This is a genomic window from Halanaerobaculum tunisiense, assembly GCF_054657635.1.
Window position 1 is genome coordinate 73,237 of record NZ_BAAHYI010000007.1, and the last position, 20,026, is coordinate 93,262.

The following is a 20,026-nucleotide window of genomic DNA, read 5'->3' on the forward strand; positions in this document are numbered from 1 at the left end:
CTCGTCACCTACTTTTCAAAGAAAGATTTTATTTTGTCCCAAAACCCTTTATGTTCCGGGTTGATTTCTTCACCACTAATATCTGCAAATTCCTGTAACATTTCCTTTTGCTCTTGGTCTAAATCTTCAGGAATTACTACCTTAACCTTAATTCTTTGGTCACCTCGGCCACGACGATTGAGATGAGGAATTCCTTTATCCTGTAACCTAAAAGAAGTTCCAGGTTGAGTCCCTTCAGGAATAGTGAACTTAACTTTACTATCTAGAGTGGGTACTTGAATTTCAGCTCCTAAAGTAGCTTGCACAAAACTAATTGGTACCTCACAAATTACATCATCACCTTCACGTTTGAATATTTCATGCGATTCAACACTAACTACTACATATAGATCACCGGCTGGCCCACCATTCTCTCCAGCTTGACCTTCACCTCTAATTCTAAGTTTAGAACCATTTTTAACACCAGCTGGAATATTAACTGATACCTTTCGGTTTCTTTTCACTTTTCCTTCGCCATTACATTCTGAACAAGGATTTGTAGCAAACTGACCAGAACCACCACACCGATCACAAGTTTTAGTCTGCACCATCTGACCAAATGGAGTATTTTGTTTAAACTTTAGTTCTCCTGTTCCATTACATTTAGCACAGGACTCTAAATCAGATTGGGAAGCAGCACCTGTACCATCACAAGCAGAACACTCTTCGGTGCGAGGAATAGTAATTTCTTTTTCAGCTCCAAAAGCAGCTTCTTCAAAACTAACACTCATTCTATACTTTAGATCAGCACCTTTGCGTGGTCCATTCCGACGACGACCACGACCGCCTCCTTCACCAAAGAAAATATCAAAGATATCATCAAAACCACCAGCTTGGCCTTGACCAAAGCCACCAGCACCACCAGCAGCATCTTGATTAACACCAGCATGGCCATAACGGTCATACTTAGCTCGAGTTTCTTCATCACTCAGTACTTCATAAGCTTCTGTAATTTCTTTAAATTTTTCTTCAGCATTCTCTTTATCGCTAATATCAGGATGATACTTTTTCGATAAGTCACGATAAGCTCGTTTAATTTCCTTCTGACTTGCATCTTGATCAACACCTAATATATCATAATAATCTTTTTTTGCCATAATTGTCACCACCTATTTCAACAATTTATTAATATATAGTGTCAGTAATGAGTATATTTTATCTTAACATAAAAAGAGAGCCAAAGCCAACTATTATGGCTTTGACTCTAGTAATTAACTTTCTATTATTCACAATTTACTCGTCATCAACTTCTTCATAATCAACATCTACTACATCTTCTTCATCCTCTGCACCAGCTGCTCCTTGAGCTCCTGCTCCACCCGCTGCTTGCTGAGCTTGTTCTGCTTGCTGATACATCTGTGTCGTCATCTCTTGTAATTTATCACTTAAAGCTTCTTTCTTGCTTTCAATTGTATCTAGGTCAACTTCATCAGGATCGATATTATGGACATCAACATCCTCTAATACTTCTTCTAATTCTTCTTTAGCAGACTCAATTTCACCAATTAAACTATCGTCCATCTGCTCGCCTGCTTCTTCAATTGTCTTTTCTACCTGACGAACTAACCCATCTGCTTCTGTTACTGTTTCTACAGCTTCTTTCTTTCTTTTATCTTCTTCAGCATGCTTTTCAGCTTCATTAACCATCTCTTCAATCTCTTCTTCGGATAATCCAGTATCAGACTGGATAGTAATCTCTTGTTCATTTCCTGTTCCCTTATCCTTAGCAGAAACATTAACGATACCATCTTTATCAATCTGGAAAGAAACTTCAATCTGTGGTACTCCACGTGGGGCTGGAGGAATATCAGTTAATTGGAACCGACCTAAAGTTTCATTATCCTTGGCCATTTCACGTTCTCCCTGTAATACATGAATATCAACCATTGTCTGATTATCCTCAGCTGTAGAGAAGACTTTACTCTTTTCTGTCGGAATAGTTGTATTTCTTTCAATCAACTTAGTAAAGACGCCACCTAATGTTTCAATACCTAGAGATAATGGGGTAACATCTAATAGAACAACATCATCAACTTCATCATTTAAGATTCCACCTTGTACTCCAGCTCCTAGTGCTACACACTCATCAGGATTGATGCCTTTGTTAGGCTCAATACCTACCTCTTCCTTAAGAGCTTCTTGGACAGCTGGAATTCGTGTAGAACCACCAACTAATAATACTTGGTCTAAATCAGACTTAGATAAATCAGCATCAGCTAAAGCATTACGAGTAGCATCTAATGTTCCATCAATTAAATCAGAAATCATATCCTCAAATTCAGCCCGAGAGATATCAATATCTAAGTGTTTAGGACCATCTTCTGTTTGAGTAATAAATGGTAAGTTAACATTAGTAGTGGCTACTCCTGAAAGTTCAATCTTTGCTTCCTCAGCAGCATCTTTAAGTCGTTGCAGAGCCATTTTGTCATCACGCAGATCAATCCCATGTTTCTTCTTAAATTCATCAGCTAAATAACTAATAATCTTTTCATCAAAGTCATCGCCACCTAGTTCATTATCTCCTTTAGTAGCTACTACTTCAAAAACACCGCCACCAAGGTCTAAAATAGAAACATCAAATGTACCGCCACCAAGGTCATAAACTAAAACTGTCTGTTCAGAATCATCATCTAATCCATAAGCTAAAGAAGCAGCTGTAGGTTCATTAATAATCCGCTTAACATCTAGTCCAGCAATCTTTCCTGCATCCTTAGTTGCTTGTCGTTGTGCATCAGTAAAGTAAGCTGGAACAGTGATTACTGCTTCTTCTACTTCTTCTCCTAAATAATCTTCAGCATAATCTTTAATCTCTTGTAAGATCATAGCTGAAACTTCTTCTGGTGTCCGCTCTTCACCAGCTAATTCAACTGTATAATCTCTATCACCCATATGACGTTTAATTGATTGAACTGTACCTTCTGGATTCTTAATTGCCTGTCGTTTAGCTGGTTCACCTACTAATCGTTCATCATTATCATTATAAGCTACTACAGACGGAGTAGTTCTACCTCCTTGTCTATTAGGAATAACAGTTGGTTCTCCACCTTCCATTACTGCTACACAAGAATTTGTCGTACCTAAATCAATACCAATAACCTTACTCATTATGTATCCTCCTCCTTATTTTTAATTTAACCAAAATATATTTTATCTTTGCATTATCAACCTTTTATTATTATACATTCTGTCTTACTCTGCTACTCTTACCATTGCTGGCCTAATTACTAAGTCCTCTAGTTTATAACCTGCTTGTAACTCTTCAGTAATCACACCTGACTCATATTCATCACTTGCTTCATTCATTACTGCTTGATGGAAATTAGGATCAAACTCCTTACCAACTGTTGCAATCTTTTCTACATCATTATTCTCTAATAGATCCGTAAGTTGGCGATGAATCATCTCTACTCCCTCTAAGACATCTGCTACCTCTTTACTATCCCCAGAGGTATCTAAGGCTCGTTCAAAATTATCAATGATTGGCAGTAGATCTGCTACGAAATCCTTAGTAGTTTGTTTGGATATTTTTTCTTTCTCTTTAGTTACTCGCTTTTTATAATTGGAAAAGTCAGCTTGTAACCTTTGTAAACGATTGATGTATTTTTCCTTTTCTTCACTTACACTAGCTAATTCCTCTTCTAACTTACCAAGTTGTTCTTCCAGTTGTTTAGCAGTATCTAAACCATCTTTTAACTTAGCAAATTCTTCTTCAATAGCATCTACTTCTTCGGTTAATTCTTCTTTTAATTTATCTTCTAAGTTACTAATTTCAACCTCAAGTCCTGTTAGATCACTCTCTACTTCTGAATCAAGCACTTCTGTCTCCGGTATAGAATCAATCTCTTCTTCCTCTAAAACTTCTTCTTGCTCTGTTGTATCCTCTGTATCTTCACCCATTATTATCACCACCTATTTCTACTAGCTAATTTATATGTACTAAGGTTAAGGATTCCCCTAACCCTAGGATGTTAATCGTCTTGCTCAGTCAAATGCTTACTTAGAAAATCAGACATAAACTTAACTGTTCCTACTACTTGAGGGTAGTTCATTCTAGTTGGCCCTAGTACGCCAATTTTACCTACTGGTCGCCCATTAAGAGAATAAGTTGCAATTACTATACTACAATCTTTTATTTCTTCACATTCATTCTCACTACCAATTAAAATCTCTAAACCTGCTTGAGACTTAAAACCACCCAAAATATCCTCTAGAGCTGACTCGTGCTCTAATACCTGTAAAACATTTTTAATCTTGTCTATTTCACTAAATTCAGGCTGATCCAGTATATAAGTTGTACCCCCTAAGTATATTTTACCAGCTGAAGAAAAATTATTCTTAAAAGCAGCATTGCTTAAAAATCGTAACTGATTAGTATCTAAACTTAAACGATTAATTAATTCCTGATTTAACTTCTGTAATAATTGTTCATCTATTTGATGCAATGGTAAACCATGTAACCGCTGGTTTAAAAAGCGAGAAATCTTTTCTAATTTATTATGACTGAGGGTCGATGGAATATCTACCACCTTATCCTTTACTATACCAGTATCAGTAACTAATACTATCAGTGATTTTTCATCTGCTACAGGAACTAACTTTAAATATTCTAAGACACTCTCTTGAATCTTAGGACTGGAAGCTAATGAAGTATACTGCGTTAAATCAGATAACAACTGAGAAGTATCTTCAATCAACCCCTGAATTTCTTGTTCCTTAGAATCATACTTTTGCTTAATTGACTCAGCCTGTGTAGAAGATAACTGGTTTAAATCCATTAATGAATCAACATAAAATCTATATCCCTTATCTGAAGGCACTCGCCCAGCAGAACGATGGGGTTGTTCTAAATAACCGGCCTCCTCTAAGTCAGCCATCTCATTTCTAATAGTAGCAGAACTGACATCAAAATTATATCTTCTGGTTAACTTTCGTGAACCAACTGGCTCAGCTGTTGTAATATATTCTTTAACAATTGCTTTTAAAATTTTCTTTTTCCGGTCTGTAACCCGCATCTTTAAACCATCACCCCTCTGTGTTAGCACTCGAAGTCAACGAGTGCTAACAACTTGCTATAATAAAAATATCATGTACCTTTTAATTTGTCAAATTTAATTTACAATTGGAAATTAATACTAAGTTAATAAAAACTCAGCCACAACTTGATTAGCTAATAACCTACCTTGAGGGGTTAAAGCAATCCGGTCTTGCTTTATTTCCAATAAACCATTTGCTTCTAACTTGTGCAATTCTTCCTGGTAGATATCAAAAACTGAACAATTATACCTAGCTATAAATTCTGTTCTAGAAATACCAGCAGTTAACCGTAATCCTAACATCATTGTTTCCTCTATCTCTTCTTCTAGACTTAACTGACAGTAATTAGCTACTGGCAACTGATGATCACTAATAGATTGACAATATTTCTTAATTGATTGATAATTATAGCCTCTGGCTATTCCATCATAAAAATGAGCCCCTGGGCCAAGCGCTAAATAAGACTGATTAAGCCAAATATCATAATTATGTTGACACTTTTTATTATTATTAGCAAAATTAGAGATTTCATACTGCTGATAGCCAGCTTGATTTAATTTTTTCTGGGCCAACTGATACATCTCTAAATCCAGATCCTGACTAACAGCTGTTAACTTCCCTTCCTGGAGCCACTTATAAAATAGGGTTCCTTCTTCAAACTGCAGATTATATGTAGATAAATGATCAGGATCTAATTGACAAGCTAAATCTAAAGTCAGCTCCCAATCATCTATACTCTGACCAGGTAGAGCAAAAATCAAATCCAAATTAATATTAGTAAAGCCTACTTCTCGAGCCTGATAGTAATTATCTATTGCCTGCTGTAAAGTATGAACCCGACCTAGTTGCTCTAACCAATAATCATTGCAAGACTGCACTCCAAAACTCAATCGGTTAACACCTAGCTCTTGGAGTAACTCTAATTTCTCCTGATCTACTGTACCAGGATTAGCCTCAATTGTAAACTCCACATCAGCTCCCCAGGTAAATTCTTGCTGACAAGTAGTAATAATAGCCTCTAAATCTGATTGAGACAAGACAGTAGGAGTCCCCCCGCCAATAAAAACAGTCCGCAACCGAGGTTGATATCTAGTAGCTAATAACTTTATTTCCTGTTTTAAAGCAGTAACAAATTCAGTCACCAACTCCTCCTGGAGGGCAACTGAATTAAAATCACAATAATAACATTTTTCCACACAAAAGGGAATATGAATATACAAACCATAATCTGACATAATTTTCACCTTACTTATTTAGTCATCAATTGTTAGGACAGCCATAAATGCCTCTTGTGGAATATCTACACTACCTACCTGTTTCATCCGTTTCTTACCTTCTTTTTGTTCTTTAAGTAATTTCTTCTTCCGAGAGACATCGCCACCATAACACTTTTGTAATACATCTTTACGATTAGCCTTGATTGTTTCTCTAGCAATTATTTCATTACCTATAGCAGCCTGAATAGGCACCTCAAACATTTGCTCTGGAATATAATCTTTTAACTTTTGAGCCAACTGCCGGCCTATATTATAGGCAAAATCACGGTGTACAATACAAGATAGAGCATCCACAGAGTCTTTATTAACCAGTATATTTAACTTAACTAAGTCAGCTTCTTGGTATCCAGAAAATTCATAATCAAAAGTAGCATAGCCTCGAGTCTTAGACTTAAGTTTATCAAAAAAGTCTAAAACAATCTCACTTAATGGCAAGTCATAAGTTAATCTAACTCTAATTTCATCTAAATACTCCATATTCTTAAACTCGCCTCTTTTTTCTTGGGCCAACTCCATTGCCGATCCTACATGCTTATCTGGTAACATAATAGTTGCTTCTACCACTGGCTCTTCCATCTTTTCAATTTCCTGTTTTTCTGGCATATTAGCAGGATTTTCAATCTCTAATACCTGCCCATCAGTCTTATATACCTTATAGATTACACTAGGAGCAGTAGTCACTAAATCAAGATCAAACTCTCTTTCTAAACGTTCCTGAATAATCTCCATATGCAACAGACCTAAAAAGCCACACCTATAACCAAATCCTAATGCCTCAGAGGATTCTGCTTCAAAAGTTAAAGAAGCATCATTTAGTTGTAACCTCTCTAATGCCTCACGTAATGGCTCATAATCTTCATTCTCTACTGGGTATAAACCACAAAAGACCATTGGTTTAGCTGGTTTATAACCAGGTAACGGATTCTCAGTTTCATTCTCCGCATTAGTAATTGTATCTCCTACTTGAGCATCCTGAACATCTTTAATATTAGCCGCTACATAGCCTACTTCACCAGCAGAAATCTGATCTGCTTCAGTCATCTCCGGACTAAACGTTCCTACTTCAGCTACTTCAAAAGTCTTATCAGTAGCCATCATTTTAATCTCCATCCCTGGTTCAAGCACACCATCCATAACTCGATAATAGGAAATAACCCCGCGGTAAGAATCATACATTGAATCAAAGATTAAAGCCTTTAGTGGCTTGTCCCGCTTACCTGTAGGAGCTGGTACCCGATTAACAATAGCCTCTAGTACTTTTTCTACTCCAGTGCCTTCTTTAGCACTAGTTAAAATAGCTTCAGCAGGATCAATCCCTACTTCTATAAGTTCCTCTTTTACCCGGTCTGGATCAGCACTAGGTAGATCTATCTTATTAATAACAGGGATAATCTCCAAATCATTTTCTAAGGCTAAATAAATATTAGCTAATGTCTGGGCTTCTATTCCTTGAGCCGCATCAATAACTAATATTGCTCCTTCACAAGCTGCTAAACTCCGCGAAACTTCATAAGCAAAGTCAACATGACCTGGCGTATCAATTAAATTTAAAATATAATTTTCCTGATCATTAGCTTGATAATCCATCCGCACAGCCTGAGCTTTAATTGTAATTCCTCGTTCTTGTTCTAACTCCATTGTATCTAATAATTGTTCTTCCATCTTCCGTTGCGAAATAGTATCTGTAATCTCTAGCAATCTATCAGCTAAAGTTGATTTCCCATGATCGACATGAGCAATAATAGAAAAATTCCTAATATATTCTTGACTAACCTGACTCATCCTCTACCTCCTTTAAACATAAAGTTTGCTGGTCTAATTATAACACCAGAGTTTAGTTTAATCAACCACCTTCTTGTACTAGCCGGGCTAATACATCTGCAAAAAGATTTGCAGAGCGTCTAACTTCTGCTATTGTATTACTAGCTCCTCCCATTTCTAACAATAAAGCATGAGGATGAATATGTTGGTTATATCTTCTATTACTAACTAACTCTACTTCCCTTAATAACCCGGGATACATCTTTTCCATTTTTTCACCTAGTCTTTTAGCAAATTTTAAATTTTGTCTCCAGTCAGGATGAGGTAAACTATAATTATTATTAGTCACAACAATCATTATTTTAGCTACTTGTTGGCCATTAATTTCAGTAGTAAAAAAACCATCAGTAGCATCAGCAACTGCATCACGATGAATATCAAATATCATCTCCAAATCAGGGTTATCTTTTATCATCTGTCGAGCTGTATTTAATGAATTAATATAAGACCGAGCATAAGTTCTATCATTAACTCTAGTAGAATGTGCTACTGATATATCATACTTAGTTTCTAATCTGTTAGCTAATGCTTTACCAGCTTCAACTACACCCCCTTGCTGACCAGCTGAAGCATGAGCATTATGACCTCTATTATTATAATTTTCTGAAGTATGAGTATGATAAATCCCGACTAATGAACCTTTATTCGGGATAAAACGTTCTTGATTATATTCGTTATCCTCCTGGAATACATCTTCTTTCTTGTCTTGCTTAGTTGGAGCATCAGTTTGCGGTTCAGTCTGCCAAAAATCAAGTTTAACCTTCCGTTGTTTTTCATTAGTATGCCTCCCTTCAGCCTCTAACTTCTCTTCTACTTCTTTCTTCTCTAGTTGCAATTTAGACTGTAAGCGACTAACAACTGAGGCAACTGGTTTTTCCAAAGCTACTTTAGTCTTAAAAAAGGATAAAGGGAGACCAGTTGTAATTTGACAAAAAGAATCAAGTATCGTTGGAGAGTTATTAGCTTCTAGTTGATTACTAGCTCTAATAATTGGCAATCCTTCTTGTAACAAAAATTTAGCCTGCGCCATATCAAGCTCAACTAATCTAGCTAACTGATTAATTAGCTTACTGGAACTTAACCTAACTTCTTCTACTCCCCAAAATAAATAACTTATAATAATTAGTACTAGCAGAAGGCTGATTAATTTTTTGCCCATTATATCACTTCCTATATCTGATCTACAATCTAGCAGATTCTTTACTACTGAATCTATAAGAAATTTATGTAAAAGAGACCAGATTTATAACTAATAATAAAAGCTCTAATCTGATCAGATTAGAGCTTTTATCTAAACAGCCTATTGTAAGTATAACGAAACATCTTCTGCTCTAACATCAGGATGCAAAGCTACATTGATCCCTCCTGCTATTACTCGGCTAGTATCTCTAATCAACTGATCAATTCCTTTAGGAGCTACAACTAAATCCCCCATAAATGGTTGTAAAACACTCTCAATTAAATCCTCTTGACTAGTCTGATTTAGTAAATCACTAGCTTGCGGAGGCAAATCTTGGCTACTTTCAATCTCGCTAATCGTATCATTTACAATATGGACTGAATTGATAACTGTCGGCATTCCCATCGCTACTACTGGGACTCCCATATCCTCTTCTGTAATTCCTATTCGTTGTTTTCCTAAACCAGAACCAGGATAAATTCCTGTATTACTGATTTGAATAGTTGAAGCTAAACGATTACTTTCCTGAGCAGCTAAAGCATCGACAGCAATAATCAAATCGGGATGTACCCGATCAACAACTCCTCTAATAATTTCAGCCGTTTCTATTCCTGTTATCCCTAATACTCCCGGAGCCAAAGCACACACAGACCGCATACCTTCTTGAGCTTGAGGAGCAGATGAATCATAGAGATGGCGAGTAACCAGTAGATGATGAACTACTCTAGGACCTAAGGCATCAGGAGTAGTATTCCAGTTTCCTAGACCAATTGCTAAAATAGTTGGTGCCTGAGGTAGACTATTATAATCTATTAAATTATTCATTTCAGCAGCTAAAGTACCACTTAATTCCTCGTGAATTTGCCGGTTAGTTCTTCGTAGTGACTCAGATTCAAGTGTAATATAGTCCCCAGGTGGTTTTCCAATCCGCTGAGCTGCATCTTGATTTAGGACTTCAATTCTACTAATTGTAGCGTTATCTGCTTCTGTTTCTTCTAATGTAACACCTGGAATCTCTCCCCCAGTTCTCTCAACTGCCATATCTCTAGCTTCTACAGCTAAATCAGTTAACGTTGCTAAATCATCAAAATCAGCTGTCATATTTAACTCCTTCCTTTCTACCGCAGTTCAGTGGGAACAAAAGTATCAATAATTCCAATAGCCAAAGCCGATAATAAAGCTCCCATAGTTGTAACAGCCATTCCTGTAACTAAATATTGAGTAAAATAAATCACTACAGCTGAAGTAGTAAATCCAATAATTCCTCTAGCTTGTGGAGAAGTTTCTTCCCCTACTACTGACTCTAATATAAAACCTAAAAAAGCTATAATCACAGCTGCAATCAAAGCATTAGTAAATCCTACTACCTCCATTCCTGGAACTAACGCACTTACTCCTAACAACACAAAAGCAGATACAATAAACCGGATAATAGCACCTAACCAGCCAACCATTGTTTCACCTCCTGTCTATTCTCATCTATAGTTATTTGCTTATTTATTCATTATCTTAACCGCCTCAGTTACTTTTATTCATCTTTTTATTCTCTAACTCTCATCTAAAACTCAACCTTGCTTTTTTGCCAGTGATATGATAAAATTCAGATGGTTGAAATAGATAATAATTTCTTGATATACATAAGGAGGTGCAAGTAATGCCTACAACTGATTCTGCAGATAAAAGAGCTAGAGTAAATAATAAGAAGAATAAAATTAATAACACTAGAAGAGCTAAAATGAAGACTGCTATTAAAGATTTTCACGAAGCAGTAGCAGAAGAAGATATTAATTCAGCAGAAGAAAAATTAAAAGAAGCTAAACAGACTATTGATAAAGTGGCTAGTAAAGGAACTATTCATCAAAATAAAGCTGCTCGCAAAAAGTCTAAATTAGATCGTAAATTTAATCAACTAGCTGAATAATACAAAAAGGGTGCTGCCGTAGGGCAGCACCCTTTCTATAACTTATTAAATTGCTTCCTGGAGATTAACAACTAACAACTCTAACTCCAGTTCCTGGTCTGCTCCTGTTACCAGCTTATAATCAGCCTCAGCTAACTTTTCTAAAGCCTCTTCTAAAGCTGAAATAGTAAAATTACGACTCTGTTTAAGGCACTTCTCTACAGGATAAGGATGTTGATTTAACTCACTAGCAATTTCTTTAATTCTTAATCCTTGTCTTGATAATAATTTAGTCTGTAACATCAATCTAATCTGGCGAGCAACCATTCCTAAAATCTGCTTAGGCTCTGTTCCTTCCTCTAAAATATTAGTCAATAACTCTAAGGCTAAAGAAGTATCTTGGTGACCAATGGCATCCACAAAATCAAAGATAATATTATCTTTAACCAGCCAATCTCTACTGATGATTGCTTTTACATCAGCTCTAGTTATAGTCTGCTGGTCACCAACAAAGGTAATTACTTTCTCCAGTTCACTTTCTAATCTCTGTAAATCATTATTAAAAGCCTCTTCTAGTAACTTAATTGCTCCGCCTTGAATCTGATAACCTTCCTGTCGAGCTTGCTTAGCTATCCACTTATCTAATTTCTTATACTGGAGCGGATTAAATTCTAGGATCTGACCTACTTCTTTTACTTTCTTATATAATTTCAAGCGTTTATCCGGTTGTTGATAACTAACAAATAATAAAATAGTAGTTTCCGGAATATCAGCTAACCAATCCTGAAGTTGATCTCTATTCTTAACTTGCTTAGTAAATAAGTCATAAGTATGCACAATTACTATTCTTTTGTCTACCATAAATGGTAATGTTTCTGCAGCATTAATTATCTGAGATACAATATCCGATTTATCCTGGATAATATTCAAGTTAAAATCACTAAATTCATCAGTTACAAAAGTAGTAATAAACTTATCTACAAAATCCTCTAATAAATATTCATCTTCACTATAAGCTAGATAAACAGACTCCAGATCAGCTATATCCTGTTTTAAAATATCTTGATGTTGCATTTTATCACCTACTTATCTTTAATATTAACATAAAATTTAGAAGTATGAAAGAAAATTAATTGAAGTTAAAACTTACTAAGTATAAAATAAGAATTTAGCCGTACAATAGGTAATGTAACACAGTAATCAAATCAACTAATTAATCAACTAATTAATCACACAAAGGAGATGAGACAAATGGGAACTAGAAATAATAGTAACAGATTAGTCAATCCTAAAGCTTTACAAGCTATGGACAAATTCAAGGTGGAAGCTGCCCAGGAACTTAATGTATCTAATGATTATAAGTCTGGTTACTGGGGTAATATGACTTCTCGTGAATGTGGTGCTGTTGGTGGTCAAATGGTTAAGAAAATGATCCAAGAATACGAGCAAAATCTAGCCAATAACCAAGGTACTACTAATGCTCAAACTCAAGAGAGTCAACAACAAGACTATAACCTTAAGAATAAAGTAGGTTCCTTTGAACCTCAACAGTAAATCTACTATTAAAATCCACTACTCAAGGAGGTACTAAATTATGTCTATTAGAAGTAATAACAACAGATTAGTTAATCCGCAAGCTTTACAAGCTATGGACAAGTTCAAGGTGGAAGCTGCCCAAGAGCTTAATGTATCTAATGATTATAAGTCTGGTTACTGGGGTAATATGACTTCTCGTGAATGTGGTGCTGTTGGTGGTCAAATGGTTAAGAAAATGATCCAAGAATACGAGCAAAATCTAGCCAATAACCAAGGTACTACTAATGCTCAAACTCAAGAGAGTCAACAACAAGACTATAACCTTAAGAATAAAGTAGGTTCCTTTGAACCTCAACAATAAAACTAAATATTTAATAAGCGGTGCTTGATCAAGCACCGCTTATTAAAATTATACCAAACTAGAGAAAGGAGCAGATTAATGAAACAGACTAAACAATACCTGATTTGTTCACTAATGATTGCTCTATTATTCAGCACTTTAACTCCTGTACTAGCCCAACAACCACAGCAACAACGCCAATTATTATGTGTCGTAGAAAAAGGAGATACTTTATGGAAAATTTCCCGTCGCCACCAGATGAAGTTAGATAATATTGTCCAAGCCAATCCTCATCTTGAAAATCCTGACTTGATTTATCCTGGAAATAAAATTTATAGTCCTAACCACAGACAACAACCTCAACAACAAAGAACACCCCAACAAGATAGATCCCAACAGAAACAACCAGAACCAGAGCAACCAGAACAGAAACCAACTGATAATATTCAAGCTATTAAGGCCAAAGTAATTGATCTAGTAAACCAAGAACGACAAAAAAGAGGGTTACAACCTTATCAACACAGCCAACAACTATCAGACGTAGCCCAGACTAAAGCCCAAGATATGGTAGATAATAATTACTTTAGCCATACATCACCAACTTATGGTTCACCTTTTGAAATGCTAAAGCAATTTAATATCCAATACACAGCAGCTGGCGAAAATATTGCCCAAGGCCAAAGAACAGCCGAACAAGTGGTCAATAGTTGGATGGATTCTCCCGGCCACAGAAGAAATATTCTCAGCCAAAAATTTACTCAGATAGGAATCGGACTAGCCAGAGATGAAAATGAGACTCCATCTTGGGTCCAAATGTTTGTCAGACCATAGCTCTAACTTGAGGTCAAGATAGAATCTTGACCTCTTTACTGTTTAATAGTAGTCTGATATTGATACTGTTGTCCACTAGTAACTATAGTAATTGCTCCTCTATTATCTGTCCTTACTACCTTAACCCCCCTCTTTTGTAAACGCTTAATAACACTAGAATCTGGGTGACCATAATTATTATCTCCTACTGAAATAATAGCTAAATCAGGGCCAACTTGCTTAAGAAAATCAGAAGTTGTTGAAGTTTCACTACCGTGATGAGGAACTTTTAATAAATTACTCTCTAAATTATACCCCTTAGCTAGCAATCTTTCTTCTGCTTTAGCTTCTATATCACCTGTTAATAATAAACTAAACTGCTGATAAGTCAATTTAACAACTAACGAATTGTTATTAGCTGCTTCCTCTTGTAATAAAGGGTAACTGGGAGCTAAAACCTGTAATTGGAGCGGAGCAATAGTAATTTGATCTCCAGCTACTAACTTACTCTTATTAATCTGGTGCTTAACAATTGCCTGTTGTAAAGCTGGATCCAAATCCTGAGTTGGAGTAGGTGGTAGACAAACTTGACCCACTCTCAATTGCTTAATAAGCGCTAACATTCCTCCCATATGATCCTCGTGAAGATGGGACGCTAAAACTAAATCCAACTGTTTAATCCCGGCTGCTTGAAAGTAATTTATCATCTCTTTTCCTGTCTTGCCAGCATCAACTACTATCTTTTGGCCGCTAGGGGTTTTAATATAGGCTCCATCACCAGCTCCTACATCAAAAAAGATGATTTTTAACCTCCCCTGTCCACTCCAACCTACATAGACTACTAATAAAAAAACTAAACTTAAACAAATAATTAAATCTCGTTTATTATACTGCCGATTATAAGGAATCAAACTAGGTTTAATTAACTGCGCTAAATAATAAAGTACTAAATAATAAACTATAATCACCAATAAACCAGGAGTAGCAATAGAGATAGTAACAGCTAGATAATGACTAAGAAACTGAATTAATTCTACAGTTACTACTAATAATAATTCAATTAACCAAGCTACTAAACTAGCTAAACCTGAGCTAATAAAGGATACTATACTAAAAATTATTCCTAACCAGACTAGTAGACTAATTAGAGGCATTAATAATAAATTAGCTACTAGACTACTTACCGCAAGTTGATTAAAATAATAAATTAATAAAGGTAACAATCCTAACTGAACTGCTAAAGTAGCTACTATTGTCGACTGCATTCTTTCTGGTAACCAACTAAAATAATCCTCTAACACAGGAGCTAAATAACTTAAAGCTACTACTGCCATAAAAGATAGTTGAAAACTAATAGTAAATAAACTTCTCGGATTGATCAATAAAATAATGATTCCGACTCCAGCTAATAAATTATATAAGTCCCAATCTCGGTCTAAATACTGACCTACAGAAACTAATAAAATCAATATAACCGCTCTCAAACTTGGTAGTTGACAACCAATTAGGATTAAATAACTACCTAAACCTAAACTAGTCAGTAATAAAATCCAACCAGAAGATAAATTAAACTGCTGCCCAACTAAGTAAAGTAAATAACTAAGCAATCCAATATGGAAGCCAGAAATCACAAATAAATGGCTGACCCCTAACTCTCTTAATTGTGTTTCTAACTCAGAAGGCAGCTTCTCTTTAACTCCTAATAACAAAGCCTGGAGGAGCTGATTATAAGGACGGGAAAAATAAGAATTTATTTTAGCTTTCAACTTTTCTTGGCTAACCACTAAAGGCTTCAGTAATACATTTTTCATCTCTCCTATCTTCTCGATGCTAGCAATATCTCCTACTGCATAAATCCCCTGTTTTTTAAGATAAGACCGATAAGAAAACCCACCTGGATTACGCTGCCTTGAAGGTAACTGTAAAGTAGTAGTTATCTCTACTAAACCCCCTGGCTTAAACTTCTCTTCTGGCTGCCACTGACTAAGCAATACTTGTCTCTTAAATCTATCGTTATCTGCTGGAAATTTTAACTTATCAACTGTGTATTTAACCTGTTGTTGGCTAGTTTCAACATCAGTAATTCTAGCCTGCATAGTTACCTCAGTCCCCAATTTAGTAGCTAACTCTGAAGTAGCCCAGTCTTGATCTAAACTCTGGAGATAAAAGAATCCTAGACAACAGATTAACAACCAGACTAGCAATTTAGTCAACTGAGATTTGTGATACCAGCTATATAAGGTTACTAACACAAGGCCTATAATTATATAGCCTACTACACTAAGTAATTCAGCTGTTACTGGTAGATAATTAGCTACTATTAACCCCCAACCAAAAGCAATAATTCCTTCCACTAAAGGGCGATTAACTCTAATAAGTAATCTGCCCTTTTATAGTTGCTAAGGTCTGGTCGCCAATCCCTGCTACCTGGATTAGATCCTCAGGCTTACTAAATTCACCTTGCTGTTGACGATAGATAATAATTTTTTGAGCTGTTACCGGGCCAACTCCCTCTAATTCTTCTAGCTTACTCTGACTAGCTGAATTAATATTAATCCGATCACTCTCTGAGTCTGGTGTTTGCTTCTCTTTACTCTTGCTAGGGATGATTATCTTCTCGCCATCTTTAATAGAGTCAGCTAAATTAATAGCATTTAGATTAGCTTGGTTAGTTGGCCCGCCGGCCTGGTCTAAGGCTTGATATAATCTAGCATCTGCTTGGCAGTTATAGACACCAGGATTAGCTACAGCTCCTCCAATATGAACAATAATCTGCTCGTCTTGTTGACTAGTAGCTTCTGTTGGCTGGTTCGATTTAACCTGGGCTGTACTTTCCTCTTGGTCAATCTCGATAGTTTCTTGCTGATCTGTCTTATCCTGCCAGAGCAAGAAACCACTAACTCCTACAATAACAACTATTAATAAAATTACTATAGTATCATTGTTATCTGGTACTCTAAACATCCCCCCACCTCCTATCTGAAATTATCTTTTACAATAAAGTTAATTTTATACATTAACAATAAAAATTCAACAGCTAGTTCGGAAAAGCTACTTTGTAGCTTTTTTCCGAGTAACTTTTATCAAAATATAAAAGTTACCAAAAGATTTCAAGGGAGAACAATCAATGTTTTCTGCCAGTAAAAAATTGCAATAATATTTAGACAGTCTTAGTTCATATATTACTTGCTGATTTTAATTATAGGGCACTGATTGTTCTCTGATAAAAAATTAAAATCAGCTAATATTCTTTAAGTTTTTGAATTTTAATCAAAAAAAGAGAAGCGCCTTAAGACTAAAAACTAGAAGTTAATTTAAGTTTTGATGCTATTTAATAGCTGAATATTTTTTAATTGCAAAAAGTATTTTCTCTTTCCTAAGACTTTACGGAAAAAAAGCTTGCTTGCAAGCTTTCCGAAATGAATTTAAAGGTTTTGAATTAGCTGATACACGACTGACAATTGTGTCACCTGCGGTGACACAATAAACCAAAAAATAAAGAAAAGCCTACACGACAATCGTGTAGGCTTTTCTCTTAAACAACTATTAATTAGCTACAATATTAACTAATTTCTGAGGAACCACAATCTCTTTAACTATTTCTTGGCCTTCAAGATGACGTTGGACATTATCCTGTTCTTTAACTACCTGTTTTAGCTCTTCCTCTCCAATATCAGCAGCAACTTCTACTTTATCTCTGACTTTACCATTGATCTGAACTACAATCTCAATTTCATCCTTTTTAGTAGCTTCTTCACTGTATTCAGGCCATTCTTGTTGGTGAATACTTTCTTCGTAACCTAACTCAGACCACAGCTCTTCCGTCATATGAGGCGCAAATGGAGCTAACAATAAAATAATATTCTCAATCACTACTGTCAATAGCTCCTGATTTAATTTCTCTGCTTCACTTAAATATTTATAAGCAGCATTAACTAACTCCATAATAGAACTAATAGCAGTATTTAACTGACCACGCTCGGCAATATCACTAGTTACATCCTTAATAGCTACATGTAATTGGCGGTGTAGCTCTTCATCCCAGTTACTAGCTAGAGTAAAGTCAGTACTAGTTCCTTGGATCTGATCTAAATTCTGAACTACTAACCTCCAAACTCGATTTAAGAACCGCTCGGCTCCTTCTACCCCGTCATTACTCCAATCTAAATCTCTCTCTGGCGGAGCAGCAAATAGAATAAATAAGCGAGCTACATCGGCTCCGTATTCATCTAAAATCTCTAAAGGATCAACAACATTTCCTTTGGATTTAGACATTTTAGCTCCATCTAGTAAGACCATTCCCTGGGTTAATAGATTAGCAAATGGTTCTTTATCAGCTACTAGTCCTTGATCATGTAAAAACTTCATTACGAAGCGAGCGTATAACAGATGCATAATAGCGTGTTCAACCCCGCCAATATACTGATCCACACTCATCCAGTAATCAGCTTTATCAGAAGCAAAGGCTACATCATCTAATTCTGGACTAGTATAGCGCAGATAATACCAGGCCGAATCCACAAAAGTATCCATAGTATCCACTTCTCGTTGAGCAGCTTGACCACACTCAGGACAAGTAGTAGCTACAAAATCATCTTCTTTAGCTAACGGGGATTGGCCCTCACCAGTAAATTCTACATCTGTCGGTAATTCAACAGGTAAATCCTCTTCAGGAACTGGTACTGTCCCACACTGGTCACAATAGATAATTGGAATTGGAGTTCCCCAGTATCTCTGGCGAGAAATCAACCAATCTCGTAATCTATAATTCACTTCTTTACTACCAATTCCTTCTTCTTCAAGATACTCTACAATCTTAGGAAAAGCTTGGTCAACAGTTAATCCATTAAGCATACCAGAATTAACTACTACTCCAGCTTCAGTATAAGCAGTCTCTAAATCTTCGGCTGTGAAGTCTTCTTCCTCTGGCTGGATAACTACCTTAATTGGTAGATCATACTTTTTAGCAAACTTAAAATCTCGTTCATCATGGGCAGGTACAGCCATAATTGCTCCTGTACCATAATCCATTAGTACATAATTAGCAATCATCACTGGAATTTCCTCTTCAGTTACTGGATTAATAGCTTTAATCCCAGTCTTGATTCCTAACTTCTCCGCTTCATCTCCAGTTCTTTCTTCTTCATCTTGGGCTTTAATATCAGCTATAAAATCTCGAATTTCAACTTCATTATCTCGACCTGTTATTAATTCATCCACCAAAGGATGTTCCGGAGCTAATACCATATAAGTAGCTCCATAAATAGTATCTGGACGAGTAGTAAAGACTTCTAAAGTATGCTCACTATCCTTAATTCCAAATTCGATTTCAGCTCCTTCACTCCGTCCGATCCAATTCTGCTGCATTGTTTTAACTCGGTCCGGCCAACCAGCTAACAATTCATGATCTGCTAATAATTGGTCAGCGTACTCAGTAGTCTTAAAGAACCACTGCTCTAAGTCCTTATCATCATCAACCTCACTATCACATCGTTCGCACTGACCATCAATCACTTGCTCATTGGCTAGTACTGTCTGACAGCTAGGACACCAGTTCACTTGGGCTTCTTGTTGATAAGCTAATCCTTCTTTATACAACTCTAGAAATAACCACTGAGTCCATTTATAATAATCAGGTTTACAAGTAGCAACTTCTCGATCCCAATCATAACTTAAACCTAACATTTTAAACTGTTCCTTCATATTAGCAATATTATCATCAGTCCAGTCAGCAGGATGAATATCACGTTTAATAGCTGCATTTTCCGCTGGTAAACCAAAGGAATCCCAGCCCATTGGATGTAAAACATTATAGCCTTGCATCCTTCTAAAACGGGCAAATACATCACCAATAGAATAATTACGAACATGGCCCATATGTAGATTACCAGAAGGATAAGGGAACATCTCTAGTACATAATACTTCTCCTTATCTTCATCAACTGTAGTATGATATAAATTGTCTTCCTGCCATTCTGTCTGCCACTTAGGTTCAATCTGTTTAAAATTATATCTGTCCTTCATTTAATTGTAACCTCCTTGCCAAAAATTATTGGAAATTAATTACTAAATAACTAATACACAAAAAA

The 20,026-nt window shown here is 36.0% G+C and carries 17 protein-coding genes; 4 read left to right on the forward strand and 13 right to left on the reverse strand.

Annotation, left to right across the window (positions count from 1 at the left end; all coding sequences use genetic code 11):
• Positions 1-8: 8 nt before the first annotated feature.
• The 9 genes from dnaJ to ACYQ3D_RS07850 form a co-directional block, all read right to left on the reverse strand.
• On the reverse strand, positions 9-1,136 hold the full coding sequence (gene dnaJ / locus ACYQ3D_RS07810) for a molecular chaperone DnaJ (RefSeq protein ID WP_459837593.1): 1,128 nt from the start codon (positions 1,134-1,136) through the stop codon (positions 9-11).
• Positions 1,137-1,272: 136 nt separating this feature from the next.
• Entirely contained in the window at positions 1,273-3,144 is a 1,872-nt protein-coding gene (gene dnaK, locus ACYQ3D_RS07815; RefSeq protein ID WP_459837595.1) for a molecular chaperone DnaK, read from the reverse strand.
• 84 nt (positions 3,145-3,228) lie between these two features.
• Positions 3,229-3,936, reverse strand: coding sequence for a nucleotide exchange factor GrpE (grpE, locus tag ACYQ3D_RS07820; protein WP_459837596.1), 708 nt, complete (start codon positions 3,934-3,936; stop codon positions 3,229-3,231).
• A 71-nt stretch (positions 3,937-4,007) separates the two neighbouring features.
• Positions 4,008-5,051, reverse strand: coding sequence for a heat-inducible transcriptional repressor HrcA (hrcA, locus tag ACYQ3D_RS07825; RefSeq protein WP_459837597.1), 1,044 nt, complete (start codon positions 5,049-5,051; stop codon positions 4,008-4,010).
• A gap of 120 nt (positions 5,052-5,171) precedes the next feature.
• Positions 5,172-6,308: a radical SAM family heme chaperone HemW gene (gene hemW / locus ACYQ3D_RS07830; RefSeq protein ID WP_459837598.1), complete on the reverse strand. Its 1,137-nt coding sequence runs from the start codon at positions 6,306-6,308 to the stop codon at positions 5,172-5,174.
• An 18-nt stretch (positions 6,309-6,326) separates the two neighbouring features.
• A complete protein-coding gene (lepA, locus tag ACYQ3D_RS07835) occupies positions 6,327-8,132 on the reverse strand; it encodes a translation elongation factor 4 (RefSeq protein WP_459837599.1) in 1,806 nt (601 codons plus the stop codon).
• 61 nt (positions 8,133-8,193) lie between these two features.
• Positions 8,194-9,330: a stage II sporulation protein P gene (gene spoIIP, locus ACYQ3D_RS07840; RefSeq protein WP_459837600.1), complete on the reverse strand. Its 1,137-nt coding sequence runs from the start codon at positions 9,328-9,330 to the stop codon at positions 8,194-8,196.
• 141 nt (positions 9,331-9,471) lie between these two features.
• Positions 9,472-10,452 (reverse strand): GPR endopeptidase, encoded by a 981-nt coding sequence (gene gpr / locus ACYQ3D_RS07845; RefSeq protein WP_459837601.1) that lies wholly within the window; start codon positions 10,450-10,452, stop codon positions 9,472-9,474.
• 17 nt (positions 10,453-10,469) lie between these two features.
• Positions 10,470-10,805 carry a phage holin family protein gene (locus ACYQ3D_RS07850; protein WP_459837602.1) on the reverse strand — a complete coding sequence of 112 codons (336 nt, stop codon included), beginning with the start codon at positions 10,803-10,805 and terminating at the stop codon, positions 10,470-10,472.
• A gap of 200 nt (positions 10,806-11,005) precedes the next feature.
• On the opposite strand from ACYQ3D_RS07850, the gene rpsT reads away from it, so the two are divergent.
• On the forward strand, positions 11,006-11,272 hold the full coding sequence (gene rpsT / locus ACYQ3D_RS07855; RefSeq protein ID WP_459837603.1) for a 30S ribosomal protein S20: 267 nt from the start codon (positions 11,006-11,008) through the stop codon (positions 11,270-11,272).
• Positions 11,273-11,317: 45 nt separating this feature from the next.
• On the opposite strand, the gene holA is transcribed toward rpsT, so the two are convergent.
• Complete coding sequence (gene holA / locus ACYQ3D_RS07860) at positions 11,318-12,325, reverse strand: DNA polymerase III subunit delta (RefSeq protein WP_459837604.1); 1,008 nt, start codon at positions 12,323-12,325, stop codon at positions 11,318-11,320.
• A gap of 177 nt (positions 12,326-12,502) precedes the next feature.
• Between holA and ACYQ3D_RS07865 the strand changes: the two genes are divergently transcribed.
• The 3 genes from ACYQ3D_RS07865 (at position 12,503) to ACYQ3D_RS07875 (ending at position 13,958) form a co-directional block, all read left to right on the forward strand.
• Positions 12,503-12,805: an alpha/beta-type small acid-soluble spore protein gene (locus ACYQ3D_RS07865; RefSeq protein WP_459837605.1), complete on the forward strand. Its 303-nt coding sequence runs from the start codon at positions 12,503-12,505 to the stop codon at positions 12,803-12,805.
• A gap of 40 nt (positions 12,806-12,845) precedes the next feature.
• Positions 12,846-13,148: an alpha/beta-type small acid-soluble spore protein gene (locus tag ACYQ3D_RS07870; protein WP_459837606.1), complete on the forward strand. Its 303-nt coding sequence runs from the start codon at positions 12,846-12,848 to the stop codon at positions 13,146-13,148.
• 78 nt (positions 13,149-13,226) lie between these two features.
• Positions 13,227-13,958 carry a CAP domain-containing protein gene (locus tag ACYQ3D_RS07875; RefSeq protein WP_459837608.1) on the forward strand — a complete coding sequence of 244 codons (732 nt, stop codon included), beginning with the start codon at positions 13,227-13,229 and terminating at the stop codon, positions 13,956-13,958.
• A gap of 35 nt (positions 13,959-13,993) precedes the next feature.
• Here ACYQ3D_RS07875 and ACYQ3D_RS07880 read toward each other — a convergent pair whose 3' ends face one another.
• From ACYQ3D_RS07880 to leuS, 3 genes are all read right to left on the reverse strand, one after another.
• On the reverse strand, positions 13,994-16,291 hold the full coding sequence (locus ACYQ3D_RS07880) for a DNA internalization-related competence protein ComEC/Rec2 (RefSeq protein ID WP_459837609.1): 2,298 nt from the start codon (positions 16,289-16,291) through the stop codon (positions 13,994-13,996).
• A 16-nt stretch (positions 16,292-16,307) separates the two neighbouring features.
• Positions 16,308-16,901 carry a ComEA family DNA-binding protein gene (locus ACYQ3D_RS07885; RefSeq protein WP_459837610.1) on the reverse strand — a complete coding sequence of 198 codons (594 nt, stop codon included), beginning with the start codon at positions 16,899-16,901 and terminating at the stop codon, positions 16,308-16,310.
• Positions 16,902-17,483: 582 nt separating this feature from the next.
• On the reverse strand, positions 17,484-19,961 hold the full coding sequence (gene leuS / locus ACYQ3D_RS07890) for a leucine--tRNA ligase (protein ID WP_459837611.1): 2,478 nt from the start codon (positions 19,959-19,961) through the stop codon (positions 17,484-17,486).
• Between the last annotated feature and the right edge of the window lie 65 nt (positions 19,962-20,026).

Coding starts and splice junctions, on each gene's coding strand:
- leuS (WP_459837611.1), bottom strand. CDS start 19,961: ATGAAGGACAGATATAATTTTAAACAGATTGAACCTAAGTGGCAGACA.
- ACYQ3D_RS07885 (WP_459837610.1), bottom strand. CDS start 16,901: ATGTTTAGAGTACCAGATAACAATGATACTATAGTAATTTTATTAATA.
- hrcA (WP_459837597.1), bottom strand. CDS start 5,051: ATGCGGGTTACAGACCGGAAAAAGAAAATTTTAAAAGCAATTGTTAAA.
- dnaJ (WP_459837593.1), bottom strand. CDS start 1,136: ATGGCAAAAAAAGATTATTATGATATATTAGGTGTTGATCAAGATGCA.
- lepA (WP_459837599.1), bottom strand. CDS start 8,132: ATGAGTCAGGTTAGTCAAGAATATATTAGGAATTTTTCTATTATTGCT.
- ACYQ3D_RS07870 (WP_459837606.1), top strand. CDS start 12,846: ATGTCTATTAGAAGTAATAACAACAGATTAGTTAATCCGCAAGCTTTA.
- dnaK (WP_459837595.1), bottom strand. CDS start 3,144: ATGAGTAAGGTTATTGGTATTGATTTAGGTACGACAAATTCTTGTGTA.
- ACYQ3D_RS07865 (WP_459837605.1), top strand. CDS start 12,503: ATGGGAACTAGAAATAATAGTAACAGATTAGTCAATCCTAAAGCTTTA.
- ACYQ3D_RS07875 (WP_459837608.1), top strand. CDS start 13,227: ATGAAACAGACTAAACAATACCTGATTTGTTCACTAATGATTGCTCTA.
- rpsT (WP_459837603.1), top strand. CDS start 11,006: ATGCCTACAACTGATTCTGCAGATAAAAGAGCTAGAGTAAATAATAAG.
- ACYQ3D_RS07850 (WP_459837602.1), bottom strand. CDS start 10,805: ATGGTTGGCTGGTTAGGTGCTATTATCCGGTTTATTGTATCTGCTTTT.
- hemW (WP_459837598.1), bottom strand. CDS start 6,308: ATGTCAGATTATGGTTTGTATATTCATATTCCCTTTTGTGTGGAAAAA.
- holA (WP_459837604.1), bottom strand. CDS start 12,325: ATGCAACATCAAGATATTTTAAAACAGGATATAGCTGATCTGGAGTCT.
- spoIIP (WP_459837600.1), bottom strand. CDS start 9,330: ATGGGCAAAAAATTAATCAGCCTTCTGCTAGTACTAATTATTATAAGT.
- gpr (WP_459837601.1), bottom strand. CDS start 10,452: ATGACAGCTGATTTTGATGATTTAGCAACGTTAACTGATTTAGCTGTA.
- grpE (WP_459837596.1), bottom strand. CDS start 3,936: ATGGGTGAAGATACAGAGGATACAACAGAGCAAGAAGAAGTTTTAGAG.